This window comes from Pseudomonas sp. TE3786, assembly GCF_054057335.1.
The window spans coordinates 302839-320221 of the sequence record NZ_JBSRZF010000003.1 but is presented as its reverse complement, the minus strand read 5'-3'; the positions used below and the strand labels follow the sequence as shown (position 1 = coordinate 320221).

Here is a 17383-nt window from a genome sequence, read left to right as displayed (position 1 = left end):
ACTAACGCGGCACATACAAGGTGTCTTGCAGCAGGCCGTTATTGAAATACTGAATTGTGGCTTTGAGTTTGGCGAACAGCGCGGCCTTACGCGGCGATTCCGGTAATGGTTGCTGCGCATTTCGATCAAAAATGGCGTAGTGCCGGGGTGTTGATTCACCCCTGCCCCAGACCAGATAGGCGTCTTTGGCAAACAGCCAATAGCTGCCATCCACCTGAGTAACCACCTCCCTTTCGCCAGGGACAAACACACTGCGCCCCAACAGGTTGCGGCGCGGGGGCGTAATGCCAAGAAAGTCGTATATCGACGGCAAAATATCGGTCTGGGCAATCGGCTGATCGGTCTCGATATCTGCCGGCCATTGATAACCCGGATGATAAAAAATAATCGGCACTTCGTAATTGCCCAGGTCATTGCTGAACTCAGGATGGGAGTGTTGCCCAGTATGGTCGGCGGTAATAATGAATAAGGTGTTGTTAAACCAAGGCTGCTGTTGCGCGCGCTGGAAAAACTGCTTTAACGCGTAGTCGCTGTACTCGACGCTTTTGGTCAATATGTGCGGGCCCTCCTTGAATACACCCTGGTATTGCGCCGGAATGGCATAAGGCTGATGGGAGGTCAGGGAAAACATGGAGAACAGAAACGGCTGCTTCATGCCTGCTGTCTTATCCAAGGCAAACTGAAAAAACGGTTCATCCCAGATACCCCAGACGCCATCATCCTCCTTACTATTGGCGAACTCGTTGAAGCCGAAATAATGCTTTATGCCAATGCCGCGCATAAACGCATCGAAAAACATAGTGCCATTGTGCCCACCATGAAAGAACGCGCTGTCATAATTTGAATTGCCTAGCGTTGCACCTAGCGCCATTACTGAATTGGTCGAATATTTTGAAGAAATATAAGGCTGGTTCATTAACGTGGGAATCCCAGCCATTACAGCAGCGATACCTTCGATGGACTTTCTGCCGTTCGCGTAGGTATTGGTAAACACCAATGCCCCTGGGCGCTGAGCAAGCTCATCGAGAAACGGCGTATAACTTGGAACATGGCTAGCTACATGGGCACGATCAAGGATCTGCTGCGCCTTGCCGGTGTACTCGCTGCTAAAACTTTCCAGAATAATGATGGCAATATTTTGCACGACCTGCGGCCGTTTGCCCTCAAGCGCCGAAACTCCATTCACTGCCCCATTAAGCAGCGGCTCCAGCTGCTGCGTAGACTTGAAATAGTACTTTGGCGTTACCGCGGTTTGGCCGGCACTGCGGACAAGCGTAAAGGATGAGTTCAACACCAGATTGTTCAGCAACGGTGCTTCGAACACGTTGGCATGCACAAAGCTCAGCGGCTTGGATTGCAGGCCGCCACGCACCGCTATCACCGTGATCAGCAGCATTAGCACGCCGCAGAGCAGGTGCGCAGCATAACGAAAAAGTATCGAATTCAAAGACTCCGATGGAGCGCATCTGTTGGCCGCTCCGAGCGCTGGACCAGCTAGCGGCTGTTGTTTCAACCTGCGTTGTTCAAAAACAATCGTCAACGCTCCCAGCAAAAACACTGTGATCAATAGCAAATTCAGCAGAACCAACTGCCAGTAGCTCAACAGAAAGTTTAAATATTTGCCATTAAGCTCGGCCAATATAAACAGCCCATCATAAGAAATACGTCGCCCGGTAAAGTTGATGTACTCGATATCGGCGACATTCACGACAAGAAAAACAATCTGCGGCACGGCATAAAGCACAAGCGCCACCCAGCAGCGAAACTTATCGAGCTTTATCGGCCAAGGAATCCAGGTCCATAGCAACAGCGGGACCATGGTGATAAAAACTGAGGAAATATCGAATCTAACACCTTGCGAGAATGCCAGAAGCAAATCAGCCATGGGCTTATTGCTGAATTCACCCCAATGCCAAACAAGGAATTCAAGCCGAACAATGCTGTAAAACAGCAGCGCCCACACAGCCAACATAAGAAATACCAGCCAGCGCGGTTTTTTCGCAAAACGATCAGCAATAAACATCAAACTGTCAGACCCCGACTTGCCCTGCCGATCCGGCAGAAGCAATAAACAAGAGAAGTTTCGAGGCGTGCAGTTTTAGGCCCAGCTAATTTCGCAAATAGAGCTTCATTCGCTCGGGCATGTAGGTTCGGGCGCGTAAACTTGTGAGATGGCAAGACAGGACAATAATGGCGAAAACCGATTAGAACGGAAGTGCCGGGTAACACCTACAGAGTCTTGACATCATTGAATGTAACTGGCGCCGCAGAGGACGTAAGAAAGGGGCGATGCTTGCGCGTATTTCGCGGCAGGCAGGGGTGATCCACCTACATGCCTCCTCGCCTCAACGTCTGCGAGGAGGCAGTGCGCCTTTTATCCTGCTACCGCGACTGGCAGCTTGCTTGGACTGGGGTGAAAAAACACATGCTCGCGTATCGGTCCGACCGCTACCTCGCCGATTTCGTCGTAGCCCTGGCGCTTGTAGAAATCCAGGTAACGCGGGTTGCCGGTGTCGAGCACCACGCCAAGGGAGGTTTCATCCTCGGCACACCAGTTGTGCAGCGCTTCCAGCAGTTGCTCGCTGAGGTGTTTGCCCTGGAATTCCGGATGCACACCCAGCAGCGGTAGCACGTGGTATTGCCCCGGCGGCAGGCAGGCCAGCACCGCGTCGTGGTAGTGCAGGTAGCGTTTGGTGCAGCGCAGGCCGGTGGTCAGCAGCATGCGCAGACGCCAGCTCCAGCTGTCGGTGATATCCAGACGGCGCTGCGGCGGCGCGATCAGGGCCAGGGCCACCAGGCGATCGTTGATGATCAGGCCGATGGCGGGCAGGTCTTCGAGAAAATGCCGCTGCACCAATTCCCGCACGGTGGCGCGGACGCGCTGGTCGTAGCCGGGGCGTTCGGATTCGAACAGGTAGCCGAAGGTCGGTTCATGGCGATAGGCGTGGTACAGCAACGAGCGGGCTTCACGAACAAAACTGCTGTCGAGCAGACGCACTTCAGCAGCGGGAATAGCAAAGGAAGTCGGCATGCACGGTAACCTCGAATGGCCTGCCCTGCCTTGCTGCTGGTACCCGCTGGGGCGTGGCGACAGGTCATGGGGCGGCTTTTATTGTTATAGGCGACCTCACGTTAGCAGCCACGGCAGCGGCCTGCCAGCGCTGGCCGCGCGGCCGGGCTTGGGCTAGCATCGCAGGCTTTCCGGTATGCCTAGGACCCGCCGCCCATGAAGATTGTCTCCTTCAACATCAACGGCCTGCGCGCCCGCCCTCACCAACTGGCGGCGCTGATCGAAAAACACCTGCCGGACGTGATCGGCCTGCAGGAAACCAAGGTAGCGGACGAGCAGTTCCCCTATGCCGAGATCGAAGCCCTGGGTTACCAGGTGCACTGGCACGGGCAGAAAGGCCATTACGGCGTGGCGCTGCTGTCGCGCCAGGCACCGCTGGAACTGCACAAAGGTTTCCCCGGTGATGAAGAAGACGCCCAGCGGCGCTTTATCTACGGCACCTTCGCCGACGAAAACGGCCAGCCGGTCACCGTGATGAATGGCTACTTCCCCCAGGGCGAGAGCCGCGACCACCCCACCAAGTTCCCCGCCAAGCAGCGCTTTTACGCCGACCTGCAAACCCTGCTGACCACCCAGTTCAAGCCTGATCAGGCGCTGGTGGTGATGGGCGATATCAATATTTCCCCGGAAGACTGCGACATCGGCATTGGCGAAGAAAATCGCAAACGCTGGCTGAAAACCGGCAAATGCAGCTTTCTGCCAGAAGAGCGTGAGTGGCTGGCCACCCTGAAAAGCTGGGGCCTGGTGGACAGCTTCCGCCACCTGCACCCCGAGGTGAATGACCGCTTCAGCTGGTTCGACTACCGCAGCCGCGGCTTCGAAGACCAACCCAAGCGCGGCCTGCGTATCGACGTGATTCTCGCCACCGCGCCGCTGCAGGGACGAATCAAGGACGCTGGCATCGACTACGACCTGCGCGCTATGGAAAAGCCCTCGGACCATGCGCCGATCTGGGTGGAACTGGGCTGAGGCAACACGGCAACCGGAGGTTTTTAAAGAAACCTCCGCCACACCACTAAAACGCCAGCCTCGGTGCGGGCGGAATCAGCCGCTTATGGCTGGGACGTGCAAGCAAGCACCGTCAGGGTTCACTCACTTTGCTGGAGTAGCCCCATGAATGCGCGATCCCGCCTGGCTGGCCATCTGCTTGCTGGTTTCAGTCTGCTGGCTTTACTGACAAGCCCGTCGATACAGGCCCAGCCTGACAATCTCCAGCTGGTACCGGCAACGGTTTATCGCATTGACCCTCGCCCACCAGAAGATGTGTTTGCCAACGGCTTCAACACCAATGGGCAGATGGTTAGCCTACTGGCCCATGCCATTGGCAGTTCCTGCGATGCCGAGGATCCGGCCCACCTGTCAGCCTGGATCAGTACCACCACCAACCGTGAACAAGCGATTGAATTTGCCCGCGAGCAGTTGAGGCACAACGCTATTCCCCAACAAGCCTTAGGGGGTGCCAGCGGCCTCTGGGTATATGCCATCGCTACCGACCACACGTACCTGAGCGTCATTAGCCTATTCATGCAGGCCGAGCATAGCGGCAGGAACAATCTGGGGGGCTATACCACTCAGCATGCCGATCAGCTTGAATACCTGATCTATCCTCCCTCTACGCTGCTTGATGACGCTGAAGTGGTGAGCCAACGTATCGCCACGACAAATATTTTTGCGGGCGCACTGGTAACCCTGGACGCGTCTACCGGCTTAGTGGACCTGAGCAGGCCGCGAGTAACAAATGCCAACTATCGGGCACCGGTGACGCAGATGAACAACGCCGTGCGCAACCTGACCTACCTGGTTCCACCTTCAGCCATCGCGCTCTATGCGGCACCGGGCACCGAGTCTTGCTACCTGGCATGCGATGGTGCGTCGGCCTCTGGCCACCAAAGCCATCGCGAACGGCGCAGCCTGTCTCTCGGAAGTTTGAGCTGCGCCGCCAAACCTAACTTAGCGCGGGCGCTGATCGGCAGCGAAGACGATTAGCCCGCTGCCAAGCGCACTTACAACTTGAAGCGTTTGACCAACTGGCTGAGGTCCACCGCCAGGTAGGACAGCTCGCCGCTGGCAATGGTGGTTTGCTGCGCGCCATCGCTCGACTGGCTGGACAGGTCACGGATGCTGATCAGGCTGCGGTCCACTTCGTGGGCCACTTGCGCCTGTTGCTCTGCGGCGGTGGCAATCATCAGGGTGCGTTCGTTGATCTGCTCGATGGCCTGATTGATCTGTTGCAACGCCTGGCCAGCGGCAGACGACAGCTGCTGCGTATGCGCGGCCTGGTCGCTGGTTTGCGCCATGGCCTGCAAGGCGGCGCCGCTGCGGTTCTGAATGCCGGCCATCATCTGCTCGATGTCCTGGGTGGCATCCTGCGTGCGGCGTGCCAACGAGCGCACTTCATCGGCCACCACCGCAAACCCGCGCCCGGCCTCGCCGGCGCGGGCCGCCTCGATGGCGGCGTTAAGCGCGAGCAGGTTAGTCTGCTCGGCCACGGCGCGAATCACCGCCAGTACCTTGTTGATATCGGTCGCCACCGCTGCCAGCTCTTCCACGCTGCCGGAGCTGTCCTGTACCCGCTCCACCATCTGCGCAATCGCCGCCAGGGTTTCATCGACCCGTTCACAGCCATGGTTAGCGGCCTGACTGGACTGCGTCGCCACTTCCAGCGCACCGCTGGCATTGCGCGCCACTTCCTCGATGGCGGCGCTCATCTGGGTTACCGCCGTTGCCGCCATTTCCACTTCGTTGGCCTGCCGCTCGATGCCTTTGGAGGTGTCTTCGGTAATCGCATGCAGCTGTTCAGAGGTGGCGGCCAGCTGGGTGGAGGAATCGTTGATCTTCTCCAGGGCACCACAGAGGTTGGCTTGCATGGTGGCCAAGGCCATCAGCAGGCGGCCCATTTCATCCTGACCGGAGACCACAATGGTTTCGCTCAAGTCATCGCTGGCAATCCGCTCGGCGATCTGCAGCGCCTGACGCACCGGGCACAACACGCTGTGGGTATACAGATAGGCCAGAGCAATACAGGCCGATATGGCAAACAGACTGAAACCGATCACCTGATACAGGGTGTCCTGATAAGACTCGGTCGTGACCGCTCCGTAGGCTTTGGCGCGCTGATCATTGCTGGCCACGAACGCGCTGATCCTGTCTTGCAGGGCGTCGCTGGCGGCGTTCAGTTCGGTGCGGGTGAGCGCCTGTGCGCCCTCCTGATCACTGGCGACGATCAACGCCATATAGTTTTTCTGCACCTGATTGAATTGTTTAGCCGCCTCCCGCAGCCCATTCAGGTCCTTTTGCTCGGCGGGGCTCAGGGCCAGATCATTGATCGCCTGCAGACTGGCCTCGACCTTGCGCAGCGACACCTGAATGGACGCCAGCGCGCCCTCGCGAGCCCGCTCGGTTTCGTTGGTGTTGCGCAGCATGCTGTTGTAGAGGCGCACGTTGGCAAAGTTGGAGTTCAGGTCGCCCAGTTCTTTTACCGCCGGAACGATATGCGTCTGAAAATAATGGCCGACGTCGCGCAAGGTAATGGCCTGCTGCATGGCCGTGACGCCCAGCCCCAGGTTCATTAGCGAGAACACGCCGAAAAACAGTGCTGAGCGGAGGGCGAGGTTGAAGCGACGGATAAACATGGCAATCGTCCGGTTGGAGGCTGAAAAACAGCGCACAACGGCCTGGGCAATGCGGGTTAGCCGACGTGTGTGTTTGCTAGGGACGATTAAGCGGCTGGAAGCGTCTTTAAACGAATGAGAAAACCCGCCTACCTACGTAGGGATTTCCCACAACAAGCTGTCTCGGGTTGCCGATGCAAGCTGCGCGCGCGGTGCAGGGTGTTTGGCGCGCGCGCAGCCCGGGGGTGGAACTTAGTGCTCGGTGGTGATTTCCAGGGTGTCGGTGTAGGTCACTGCCACGGTCTGGTCGACTTTGAGGTTTTTCATCCGTTCCTGCAGGTCCGGTTTTTCCACGGTGACGGTTTTGGTTTTGCCGGCCGGGCCCATCAGGGTGACCTGGTGTTTTTCCAAGTCGATAGCGGTGATTTTCAGGCGTACCCTCACTTGACGAAACGCCGCGCCACCCGGGTTGGGGTTGGCTTCTGTGGCGCGGGCGACGCCGGATTGTTCTTTTACCGAAGTGGCTTTATCGGTTTCCGTCTCCAGTACTGCCACCACCGAGCGGGTGACCACTGCCTGCACGGTGTCGCCGGCTTTGAGCTTGTCGAGGTTCTTGGCTTTCTCGGTGAGTTGGATCTCGCCCTCCTGGCCTTCGGTATCCTTGAGCACCAGCCGGTGCTTGGCGGCATCGACAGAGACCACAGTGGCGGTGATCTTATCGGCAACCAGTGCCCCGGAAATCGGCACCTCCTCGGCATGGGCGAAGCTGATTGCAGCAAACAATGAAGCCAGGGCGGCAGCTTGGGTAAAGGCATTAACTCGTTTCATCGGACACTTTCCCTGTAGCAAACATGGATGTACTGGAGTAGCTCCAGCCCTCACTCCTAACGCCTGCGGCGTGGATACCTCGAGGTTCGCTACAGCGTAGCTGGCTTGCCTGACAGGGCAACTCGACTGACGGTCGAGGTTGTTTTCCATATCCCCACGCGCCTATCGCGTGTACAACCCATGGTTAACCGCCAGCGCCAGCGGTCATGCACTCCACGTTGGCAGCGGCCCGCGTGTCCTTTACCAGGTGGTCGTCATGCCCGCTTCAAATTCCCAGCAGCCCTCGCCACTCAGCAATCATTTGCTGGCGGCCTTACCCGATGATGCCCGCGAGCGCCTGTTCCCCCATCTGGAGCTGATTCATCTGAGCCTCGGCGAAGTGGTGTATGAGTCCGGCGGGGCTATGCGCAACGTGTATTTCCCCACCGATGCCATAGTTTCGCTGCTGTATGTAATGGAGAACGGCTCGTCGGCCGAAATTTCCGTGGTCGGCAATGAGGGTTTGATAGGCGTGGCGGTGTTTATGGGCGGTGAAAGCACCCCCAGCCAGGCCATCGTGCAAAGTGCCGGACAGGCCTTTCGTCTGGCCGGGCAGCGGCTCAAGGATGAATTCAATCGCCACGGCGAAATGCTCCAGCTGATGCTGCGTTACACCCAGGCGCTGATCACCCAGATGGCGCAGACGGCGGTGTGCAACCGTCATCACAGCATCGATCAGCAACTGTGCCGCTGGCTGCTGTTGTCCCTCGACCGACTGCCCGGCAACCAGTTGGTAATGACCCAGGAGCTGATCGCCAATATGCTCGGCGTGCGCCGCGAAGGCGTCACCGACGCCGCCGGCAAGCTGCAGCGCCTGGGCGTGATCGAATACAGCCGCGGCCATATCACCGTGCTCGACCGGCCCAAGCTGGAGCGTTTGAGCTGTGAGTGCTACGCAGTGGTAAAAAAAGAAACCGACCGCCTGCTGCCATACCTTCACGCGCCGCGCCAGGGCTGAACAACAGCCCGCCGTAGTGCGCGCGCACCCGTCAAGGCGAACTTGCCCATCAGGGCCCCTGCTGCGCAGAAATCGCTATGTGCGCTAGCAGACATACACCCCACCCCCACCCGCCCACACTGGAAGCCGGCTGAGCGTCGCTCCCCCTGCGTAGTCTGCTCGGCCATCTCCAGGGCTGAGGCCCGTCCGGTGGCACCATTGGCGCCGCATTGTCATCACCGCTGGGCCGTACTTGCGGCCGGGCGGCCAAGGAACTGATGAACAACCTATGGAATCGGGTGGTGGCGTTTGTGCGCCCTTCACCACCCAAATTTGCCTATGAGCCCGTGCTGCGCGCCGAGCTGTTCAGCGCCGAACAGATGGCCAGCCACGGCACCCAGTTGGCCAGCCAGCACCAACTGGCCAGTGGCAACCGCGCCGATACCCTGCTGGAGCGGCTGAGCGAAAACGAACGCCTGCTGGCGCGCAGTTGCGCCCTGCTCAATGAAGTGCCATCGGTCACCCGCCGCGCCACTCCGGCGGCGGAATGGCTGCTGGATAACTTCTATCTGGTGGAAGAACAGATCCGTACCGCGCGCAAACACTTGCCACGCGGCTACAGCCGCGAATTGCCGCGCCTGGCCAATGGCGCATCGAAGGGCCTGCCGCGGGTGTATGACATTGCCCTGGAAACCATCTCCCATGGCGATGGCCGCGTCGACAGTGACAGCCTCAGCCGCTTTCTCCAGGCCTATCAGTCGGTCATGCCGCTGACCCTTGGCGAACTCTGGGCGGTGCCGATCATGTTGCGCCTGGCGCTGATCGATAACCTGCGCCGCGTGGCCTCACGGGTGATGGCCAATTGGGATGATCGCAACCTGGCCAATGACTGGGCCGACCGGCTTAGTGAAACCGTCGAGCAGGATGCCAAGAGCGTGGTGCTGACGGTGGCCGATATGGCCCGCTCGCAGCCGCCGATGACCAGCTCCTTCGTCGCCGAACTGGCCAGACGCCTGCAAGGCCAGAGTGCCGCGCTGATTCTGCCGTTGAACTGGATCGAGCAGGTGCTGGCCGAGGGCGGCTTGAATATCGAGCGCCTGGTGCAACTCGACGCCCAGCAGCAGGCTGCCGAGCAGGTTTCCATCAGCAACAGTATTCGCAGCCTGCGGGTGCTGGCAGCCACCGACTGGCGCTCCTTTGTCGAGCGCCTCAGCCGCGTGGAAGAGGTGCTGCATGGCGACCCGGCCGGGGTTTACCCGCACATGGATTTCGCCACTCGCGACCACTACCGCCATGTCATCGAGCGGCTGGCAAAAAACAGCGCGTACAGCGAAGAACAGGTGGCCAGCGCTGCCGTGGCATTGGCCACGGAAAGTCCGGTGCAAGGGCTGCGTAACAGCCATGTCGGCTACTACCTGATCGACCGCGGCCGTACCCTGCTGGAAGGCCAGCTGGCCGTGCGCAACACCCTCAGCGAAGGCTGGCAACGCTTGCTGCAACGGGCGCCGCTGACGTTTTTCCTCGGCCCGGTGCTGACCCTGAGTCTGCTGTTCGCCTGGCCGTTTGTGCACGCCGCGCAACTCGCCGGGCTGCCCGGCGCCGCGCTCTGGCTGCTGGCCGGCGCGGCGTTGGTGATGACCAGTCGCCTGGCCCTGGGGCTGGTCAACTGGCTGGTGACCCTGACCGTGGCACCGCATATTCTGCCGCGCCTGGACTACAGCGAAGGCATCGCCGATGACGCACGCACCCTGGTGGTGGTGCCCACACTGATCGCCAATGCCCGCGATCTCGACGAGCTGGTGGAAGGCCTGGAGGTACGCTTTCTGGCCAATCGCGACGCCAATCTGCACTTCGCCCTGCTCACCGACTTTATGGACGCCGCCAGCGAAGTGCTGGAACAGGACGAGCAGCTGCTGCAACTGGCACAACGGCTGATCAGCGACCTGAACCGCAAATATCCGGCCGCCGGTGCCGCCTACTTCTACTTGCTGCATCGGCCGCGGCGCTGGAGTGCGGCCCAGGGTGTCTGGATGGGCCACGAGCGCAAACGCGGCAAGCTGGCGGAGCTCAATGCGCTGTTGCGGGGCCAGGGTGCCGAGCGCTTCAGTCTGATGGTCGGCGATATCCAGGCGCTGCCCCGGGTGACCTATGTGATCACCCTGGATACCGACACCCAACTGCCCCGCGACGTTGCCCGGCAATTGGTCGGTGCCATGGCCCACCCGCTCAACCAGGCGGTGTACGACCCCGAGCAGCAACGGGTAACCGCTGGCTACGCGATTTTGCAACCACGGGTCAGCATCAGCCTGCCCAGCGTGGCCCGCTCGCTGTATGCGCAGCTGCTGGGCAGCGATGCCGGCGTCGATCCCTATACCCGCGCCGTGTCCGATGTGTACCAGGACCTGTTTCAGCAAGGCTCCTTTATCGGCAAGGGCATCTATGCCGTGGATGCCTTCGAGCTGGCGCTGGCGGCACGGTTTCCTGATAACCGTATCCTCAGCCATGACCTGATCGAAGGCTGTTATGCCCGCGCCGGCTTGCTCAGCACCGTGCAACTGTATGAAGAACACCCGGCACGTTATAGCGCCGACGCCAAGCGCCGGCACCGTTGGATTCGTGGTGACTGGCAGCTATTGCCGTGGTTATTGCCCTGGGTGCCGAAGCTCTCGGCAGGCAGCGAGCGTTCAAGCCTGGACGCCCTGGCGCGCTGGAAGATTCTCGACAACCTGCGTCGCAGTCTGGAGCCCTTGGCCTTTCTCGGCATGCTGGTATGGGGCTGGTTGTACCTGCAGCCGGTAGTCTCCTGGACCCTGGCGGTACTGCTCCTGGTGCTCACCCAGCCGCTGCTCAATGCGCTGTTGGAACTGCTGCGCAAAGCCCATGACATTCCCTTGGGCCAGCACCTGCGGGTGACCTGGTGGGCCACCACCCTGCACTTCAGCCGCGCCATGCTGGCCCTGGTGTGGTTACCGTTTGAAGCGGCGCTGAGCCTGGACGCCATCGTCCGTACCCTGTGGCGCATGCTGATCAGCCAGCGCCGCCTGCTGCAATGGAACCCTTCGCGGGAAGTCGAGCGCGCCAGCAGCAACAGCCTGGCGGGGCTGTACCGTTTGATGTGGGTGGCACCCGCCCTGGCCTGCGCGTTGGCCGTGCTGTTGCTGCAGCGCCCACTGGCCTTGCTGGTGGCTACACCGTTTTTACTGCTGTGGCTGTTTAGCCCCTGCATGGCCTGGTGGCTGAGCCGGCCACGGGTGCATAGGGCGTTCTCGCCGAGCCGTGACGAGTTGCTGTTTCTGCGGGTGCTGGCGCGCAAAACCTGGGCGTTTTTTGATGAGTACGTGGGCCCCGCCGACAACTGGCTGCCGCCGGACAATGTGCAGGAGCAGCCGCTGGCGGTGATCGCCCATCGCACCTCGCCGACCAATATGGGTATGGCCCTGCTCTCGCACCTGGCGGCCTATGACTTTGGCTACCTGAGCGCCACCCGCCTGTTGCTGCGCCTGGAGCAATCGCTGAACAGCATGGCCGGTCTGGAGCGCCATCGTCGGCACTTCTACAACTGGTACGACACCCAGACCCTGCAGCCGCTGCCACCGCGTTATGTGTCCACGGTCGACAGCGGCAACCTGGCCGGGCTGCTGCTGACCCTGCGTCCGGGTCTGCTGGAACTGCCCGAGCAGCCGCTGTTCGGCCTGCGCCTGGTCAATGGCCTGGCCGACACCCTGGCGGTACTGCGCTCCGCCTGGCTAAGCGATGGCTTGGCGGAACAGCACCTGGTAGTGCTGGAGAAAACCTTCGCCGCCATTGCCCAGCAACCGCCAGAAAATCTGGAAGACAGCTGGCAGTGCGTTAACCGCGTGCTGGAACACGCCATGGCGCTGTTGCAAAGCTATCCGCCAGCCGTGGCCAGCGACGCCGAGCGTTGGCTGCTGCTCCTGGTCAGCCATTGCAACGACGTAAGCAGCGAGCTGACCGATGTGCGCCTGCCAGTCGCCAGCCAGGAGCGCCTGCGCGAACTGCCCAGCACCTGGGCACAGATGGCCGAGCTTGATAGCGAAAGCTGGCCCCCGGCACAACGCGCCCAAGTGGCCAGCGTGCGCGCCTATGCCGAGCGGCGCATGGCCAGCGCCAAACGTCTGGCCCGGCTGACCGGCGAGCTGGCGCAGATGGACTTCAGCTTTCTCTATGAACCGACCCGCGATCTGTTCGCCATCGGTTTCAACGCCGATGAAAACCGGCTGGACCGAGCCTATTACGACCTGCTGGCCTCCGAAGCACGCCTGACCAACTTCGTGGTCATCGCCCAGGGCCAGTTGCCCCAGGAGGGCTGGTTCACCCTCGGCCGTCTGCTTACCAGCAACGGCGGCGAGCCGGTGTTGCTGTCCTGGACCGGCTCGATGTTCGAGTACCTGATGCCTAACCTGGTGATGCCCACCTATGCCGGCACCCTGCTCGATCAGACCTGCAATGCGGCAGTCGCCCGGCAGATCGAACACGGCAATCAGCTGGGCTTGCCCTGGGGCGTGTCCGAGTCGGGCTACTACTTGCTGGATGCCCATTTCAACTACCAATACCGCGCCTTCGGCGTACCCGGGCTGGGGCTGAAACGCGGCCTTGGCGAAGACATGGTGGTAGCCCCCTATGCCTCGGTTCTGGCCCTGATGGTGGCCCCGCAAGCCGCCTGCAAAAACCTGCAACGCCTGGCCGGCATGGGCCTGGCTGGCACCTATGGGCTGTATGAAGCGGTGGACTTCACCCCGGCGCGCCTGCCCCGTGGCCAGAGTCAGGCGCTGGTGCAGTCGTTTATGGCCCACCATCAGGGCATGAGCCTGCTGGCATTGGCCTATGTGCTGCTGGATCGGCCAATGCAACGGCGTTTCGAGTCCGACCCGCAATTCAAAGCCACTGCCCTGCTGCTGCAGGAGCGCATCCCGAAAACCGCCGCCCAGTACCTGCATGCCGCGAACGCGCCGCTGGCCGATGCCGCTGCACGGGAAACCGAAACCACCCTGCGCGTATACACCGACCCGGACCGCAAGCGCCCGGCGGTGCAGCTGCTGTCCAACGGTCGCTACCACGTGATGGTCAGCAGCGCCGGCGGTGGCTACAGCCGTTGCAACGAACTGGCGGTAACCCGTTGGCACGAGGACATCAGCGCCGACAACCACGGCATGTTCTGTTATCTGCGCGATGTGGCCAGCGGCAGTTTCTGGTCCAGCGCCCACCAGCCGACCTTGCAGCCGGTGGCCAGCTACGAAGCGATCTTCAGCGACGCCCGCGCCGAATTCCGCGTACGGGAACGGGAGTTCGACGCCCATACCGAAATCGTTGTGTCGCCGGAAGACGATATCGAGCTGCGCCGTCTGCATATCACCAACCGCGCCCGCGAACGCCGCACCCTGGAGCTCACCAGCTACGCCGAAGTGGTGTTGGCCAGCGCCACTGCCGATGCCCTGCATCCGGCGTTCAGCAAACTCTTTGTGCAGACCGAACTGCTGCCGCCGCTGCAGGCCATTCTGTGCAGCCGGCGGCCGCGTTCCAGTCAGGAAAACGTGCCGTGGATGTGTCATTTGCTGGCCGCCCACGGCGTGGATATCGACGCCATTTCCTATGAAACCGACCGCGCGCGCTTTATCGGTCGCGGCCGCAGCCTCGCCCACCCGGCAGTGATGGACAGCGGTGCCGAGCGCCTGTCAGGAAGCGCCGGCTCGGTGCTCGACCCGATTGTGGCGATTCGTTGCCGGATCAGCCTCGACCCCGGGCAGAGCGCCACCATCGACCTGGTCACCGGCATGGGCCAGAGCCGCGAGCATTGCCTGCAGCTGATCGATAAGTACCGCGACCGCCATCTGGCAGACCGGGTCTTCGGCCTGGCCTGGACCCACAGCCAGGTGCTGCTGCGTCAACTCAATGCATCGCTGGCCGATTCGCGGCTGTTCGAACAGATGGCCGCGGCGATTCTGTACACCAATGCCGCCCTGCGCGCTGAGGCCAGCGTACTTACCGGCAACCAGCGCAACCAGTCCGGCTTATGGGGCCAGGCGATTTCCGGCGACCTGCCGATTGTATTGGTGCAGATTGCCGATCCGGCCAATATCGAGCTGGTTCGGCAACTGGTGCAGGCCCACGCCTACTGGCGGCAAAAAGGCCTGGCGGTGGACCTGGTGATCTGGAACGAAGACCAGGCCGGTTACCGGCAGCATCTGCAGGATCTGATCATGGCGTTGGTCACCTCCGGCAGCGAAGCGGCGCTGGTGGATCGTCCCGGCGGCATCTTTGTCCGCCCGGCGCAGCAGCTTTCCAGCGAAGATCGCCTGCTGATGCTGGCGGTTGCCCGTCTGGTGCTGAGCGACAGCCGTGGCAGCCTGGCCGAGCAGGTGCGCAAGCGCCGCGTCGAACCGCCGCTACCGCGCTTCGACGCCGGCAAACTGCGCTTGCCGCGCCGCCAGCTGAGCAGCACGACGCCGCCGCTGGTGCCCTTGCTATTGGGCAACCAGTACGGCGGTTTCAGCGCCGACGGCAGCGAGTACATCATCCATCTGGGCCATGGCAGCAGCACCCCGGCACCGTGGTCGAACGTCCTGGCCAACCCGGATTTCGGTACGGTGATCAGCGAAAGCGGCGGCGCCTACACCTGGGCCGAGAATGCCCATGAGTTCCGTTTGAGCCCCTGGCGCAACGACCCGGTGACCGATGGCAGCGACGAAGCCCTGTACCTGCGCGATGAAGTCAGCGGCCACTTCTGGTCACCCACGCCGCTGCCGCGGGCCGGTACCGGTGCCTATGTCACCCGCCATGGCTTTGGCTACAGCGTGTTCGAGCACGAAGAAGATGGCATCCACAGCGAGCTGTGGGTGTATGTGGCGCTGGATGCGCCGGTCAAATTCTCCCGACTGAAACTGCGCAACACGTCCGGCCGCACCCGGCACTTGTCGGCCACCGGCTATGTGGCCTGGGTACTGGGCGATCTGCGGGAAAAAGCGGCCATGCATGTGGTCACCGACGAGGACCCCAGCAGCGGCGTGTTGTTTGCGCGCAACGCGTTTTCCATCGAATTTCCCGGGCGGGTCGGCTTCTTCGATGTGCAAGGCGACGAGCGCAGCGTAAGTGGCGACCGTAGCGAGTTTCTCGGCCGCAACGGCCACGCCAATGCCCCGGCGGCGATGGGTAAACGGCGGCTGTCCGGGCGCACCGGCGGCGGCTTCGATCCCTGCGCCGCGCTGCGCGTAGAGCTGCACCTGGCCGACGGCGAAAGCCAGGAGCTGACGTTCCGCCTGGGTGCCGGCCAGGACCGCGCCAGTGCGGCCGCCCTGGCCTTGCGCATGCGCGGCAGCGGCGCAGCAACCGAGGCGCTCAAGGCGGTGCGTGAGCATTGGCGCAGCACCTTGGGCGCGGTGCAGATCCGCACCCCGGAGGCGCATATCGATGTGTTGGTCAACGGCTGGCTGCTGTACCAGACCATCGCCTGCCGCTTCTGGGCACGCAGCGGTTACTACCAGTCCGGCGGTGCCATCGGCTTTCGCGATCAACTGCAAGACAGCATGGCCATGCTCCACGCCAGTCCGCAGGAATGCCGCCAGCACCTGCTGCTGTGTGCGGCCCACCAGTTTGTCGAAGGCGATGTGCAGCACTGGTGGCATCCGCCGCAAGACCGTGGGGTGCGCACCAGTTGCTCCGACGATTACCTGTGGCTGCCGCTGGCCACCAGCCGCTATCTGCGCATCACCGCCGAACACAGCGTGCTCGACGAGCCGGTGCACTACCTCGACGGCCGACTGCTCAACAGCGGCGAAGAAAGCTATTACGACCTGCCGGGGCGCTCCAGCCTGCAGGAAAGCCTCTACCAGCATTGCGTGCGCGCCATCGAGCATGGTCTGACCCAGGGCGAACACGGTTTGCCGTTGATGGGGGGCGGCGACTGGAACGACGGCATGAACCGGGTCGGCGAACAGGGCCGCGGCGAAAGCGTCTGGCTGGGCTTTTTCCTCTACCACGTGCTGCTGCAGTTCGCCCCAACCGCACGCGCTTACGGCGATCTGAGCTTTGCCCAGCGCTGCCAACGCTACGCTGCCACCTTGCGGCAAAGCCTGGAGCAGCATGGCTGGGATGGCGACTGGTACCGCCGCGCCTACTTTGACGATGGCACGCCACTGGGCTCGGCAGGCAACCAGGAATGCCGCATCGACTCCATCGCGCAGAGCTGGTCGGTGCTCTCCGGTGCCGCAAGTCCCGCACGCCAGCTGAGCGCGATGAACTCGCTGGAGCAGCACTTGCTGCGCCGCGATGTGGGGCTGGTGCAATTGCTTGACCCGCCCTTCGACAAAGGCGGCCTCGACCCCGGCTATATCAAAGGTTATGTCCCCGGCGTGCGGGAAAACGGCGGCCAATATACCCATGCCGCGGTGTGGGCCAGCATGGCCTTCGCCGCCCTTGGCGACAGCGAGCGGGCCTGGGAACTGCTGCGCCTGATCAACCCGGTCAACCATGGCACTGACGCCGCACTGGCGGTGTACAAGGTCGAGCCCTATGTGATGGCCGCCGATGTGTACGGCGTTGCCCCCCACGCCGGCCGCGGCGGCTGGACCTGGTACACCGGTTCGGCGGGCTGGATGTACCGCCTGATCGTCGAGTCGCTGCTGGGCCTGCAACGCTCCGGCAACCGTGTGCAGATCAACCCGGTGCTGCCCGCCGACTGGCCGGGGTTCAGCCTGCAATACCGCTTTGGCAGCGCGTCATATGCCATCGAGGTCACGCAAAGCCGGCAACACCCACCAGCGCTGCGCGTCGATGGGGTATTGCTGGAAAGCGCTGATTTCGAACTGCTGGACGATGGCCAGAGGCATCAGATTCATATCATCTGCGCCCCGTCGGCAGGCCCGGACTAAGTGGGATAGCGCA

The 17383-nt window shown here is 61.7% G+C and carries 7 protein-coding genes and 2 pseudogenes; 4 read left to right on the top strand and 5 right to left on the bottom strand.

Annotation, left to right across the window (positions count from 1 at the left end; all coding sequences use genetic code 11):
* Position 1 precedes the first annotated feature (1 nt).
* Positions 2-2023 (bottom strand): LTA synthase family protein, encoded by a 2022-nt coding sequence (locus ACVW0Y_RS05835; RefSeq protein ID WP_457436684.1) that lies wholly within the window; start codon positions 2021-2023, stop codon positions 2-4.
* 351 nt (positions 2024-2374) lie between these two features.
* Positions 2375-3031, bottom strand: coding sequence for a GNAT family N-acetyltransferase (locus tag ACVW0Y_RS05830; protein WP_457436682.1), 657 nt, complete (start codon positions 3029-3031; stop codon positions 2375-2377).
* A gap of 195 nt (positions 3032-3226) precedes the next feature.
* Here ACVW0Y_RS05830 and xthA point away from each other — a divergent pair, with 195 nt between their 5' ends.
* Entirely contained in the window at positions 3227-4039 is an 813-nt protein-coding gene (xthA, locus tag ACVW0Y_RS05825) for an exodeoxyribonuclease III (protein ID WP_457436680.1), read from the top strand.
* Between the two features lie 144 nt (positions 4040-4183).
* A complete protein-coding gene (locus ACVW0Y_RS05820) occupies positions 4184-5056 on the top strand; it encodes a hypothetical protein (RefSeq protein WP_457436679.1) in 873 nt (290 codons plus the stop codon).
* A 17-nt stretch (positions 5057-5073) separates the two neighbouring features.
* Here the strand turns inward: ACVW0Y_RS05820 and ACVW0Y_RS05815 are convergent.
* The 3 genes and pseudogenes from ACVW0Y_RS05815 to ACVW0Y_RS05805 all read right to left on the bottom strand — a co-directional run.
* A pseudogene (locus tag ACVW0Y_RS05815) lies at positions 5074-5670 on the bottom strand (methyl-accepting chemotaxis protein); the annotation flags it as partial.
* A 264-nt stretch (positions 5671-5934) separates the two neighbouring features.
* Positions 5935-6639, bottom strand: a pseudogene (locus ACVW0Y_RS05810) (MCP four helix bundle domain-containing protein); the annotation flags it as partial.
* A 294-nt stretch (positions 6640-6933) separates the two neighbouring features.
* On the bottom strand, positions 6934-7509 hold the full coding sequence (locus ACVW0Y_RS05805) for a hypothetical protein (RefSeq protein ID WP_457436677.1): 576 nt from the start codon (positions 7507-7509) through the stop codon (positions 6934-6936).
* Between the two features lie 256 nt (positions 7510-7765).
* On the opposite strand from ACVW0Y_RS05805, the gene ACVW0Y_RS05800 reads away from it, so the two are divergent.
* Complete coding sequence (locus ACVW0Y_RS05800; RefSeq protein ID WP_457436675.1) at positions 7766-8506, top strand: Crp/Fnr family transcriptional regulator; 741 nt, start codon at positions 7766-7768, stop codon at positions 8504-8506.
* 257 nt (positions 8507-8763) lie between these two features.
* Positions 8764-17370 (top strand): GH36-type glycosyl hydrolase domain-containing protein, encoded by an 8607-nt coding sequence (locus tag ACVW0Y_RS05795; protein WP_457436674.1) that lies wholly within the window; start codon positions 8764-8766, stop codon positions 17368-17370.
* The last annotated feature ends 13 nt before the right edge of the window (positions 17371-17383 follow it).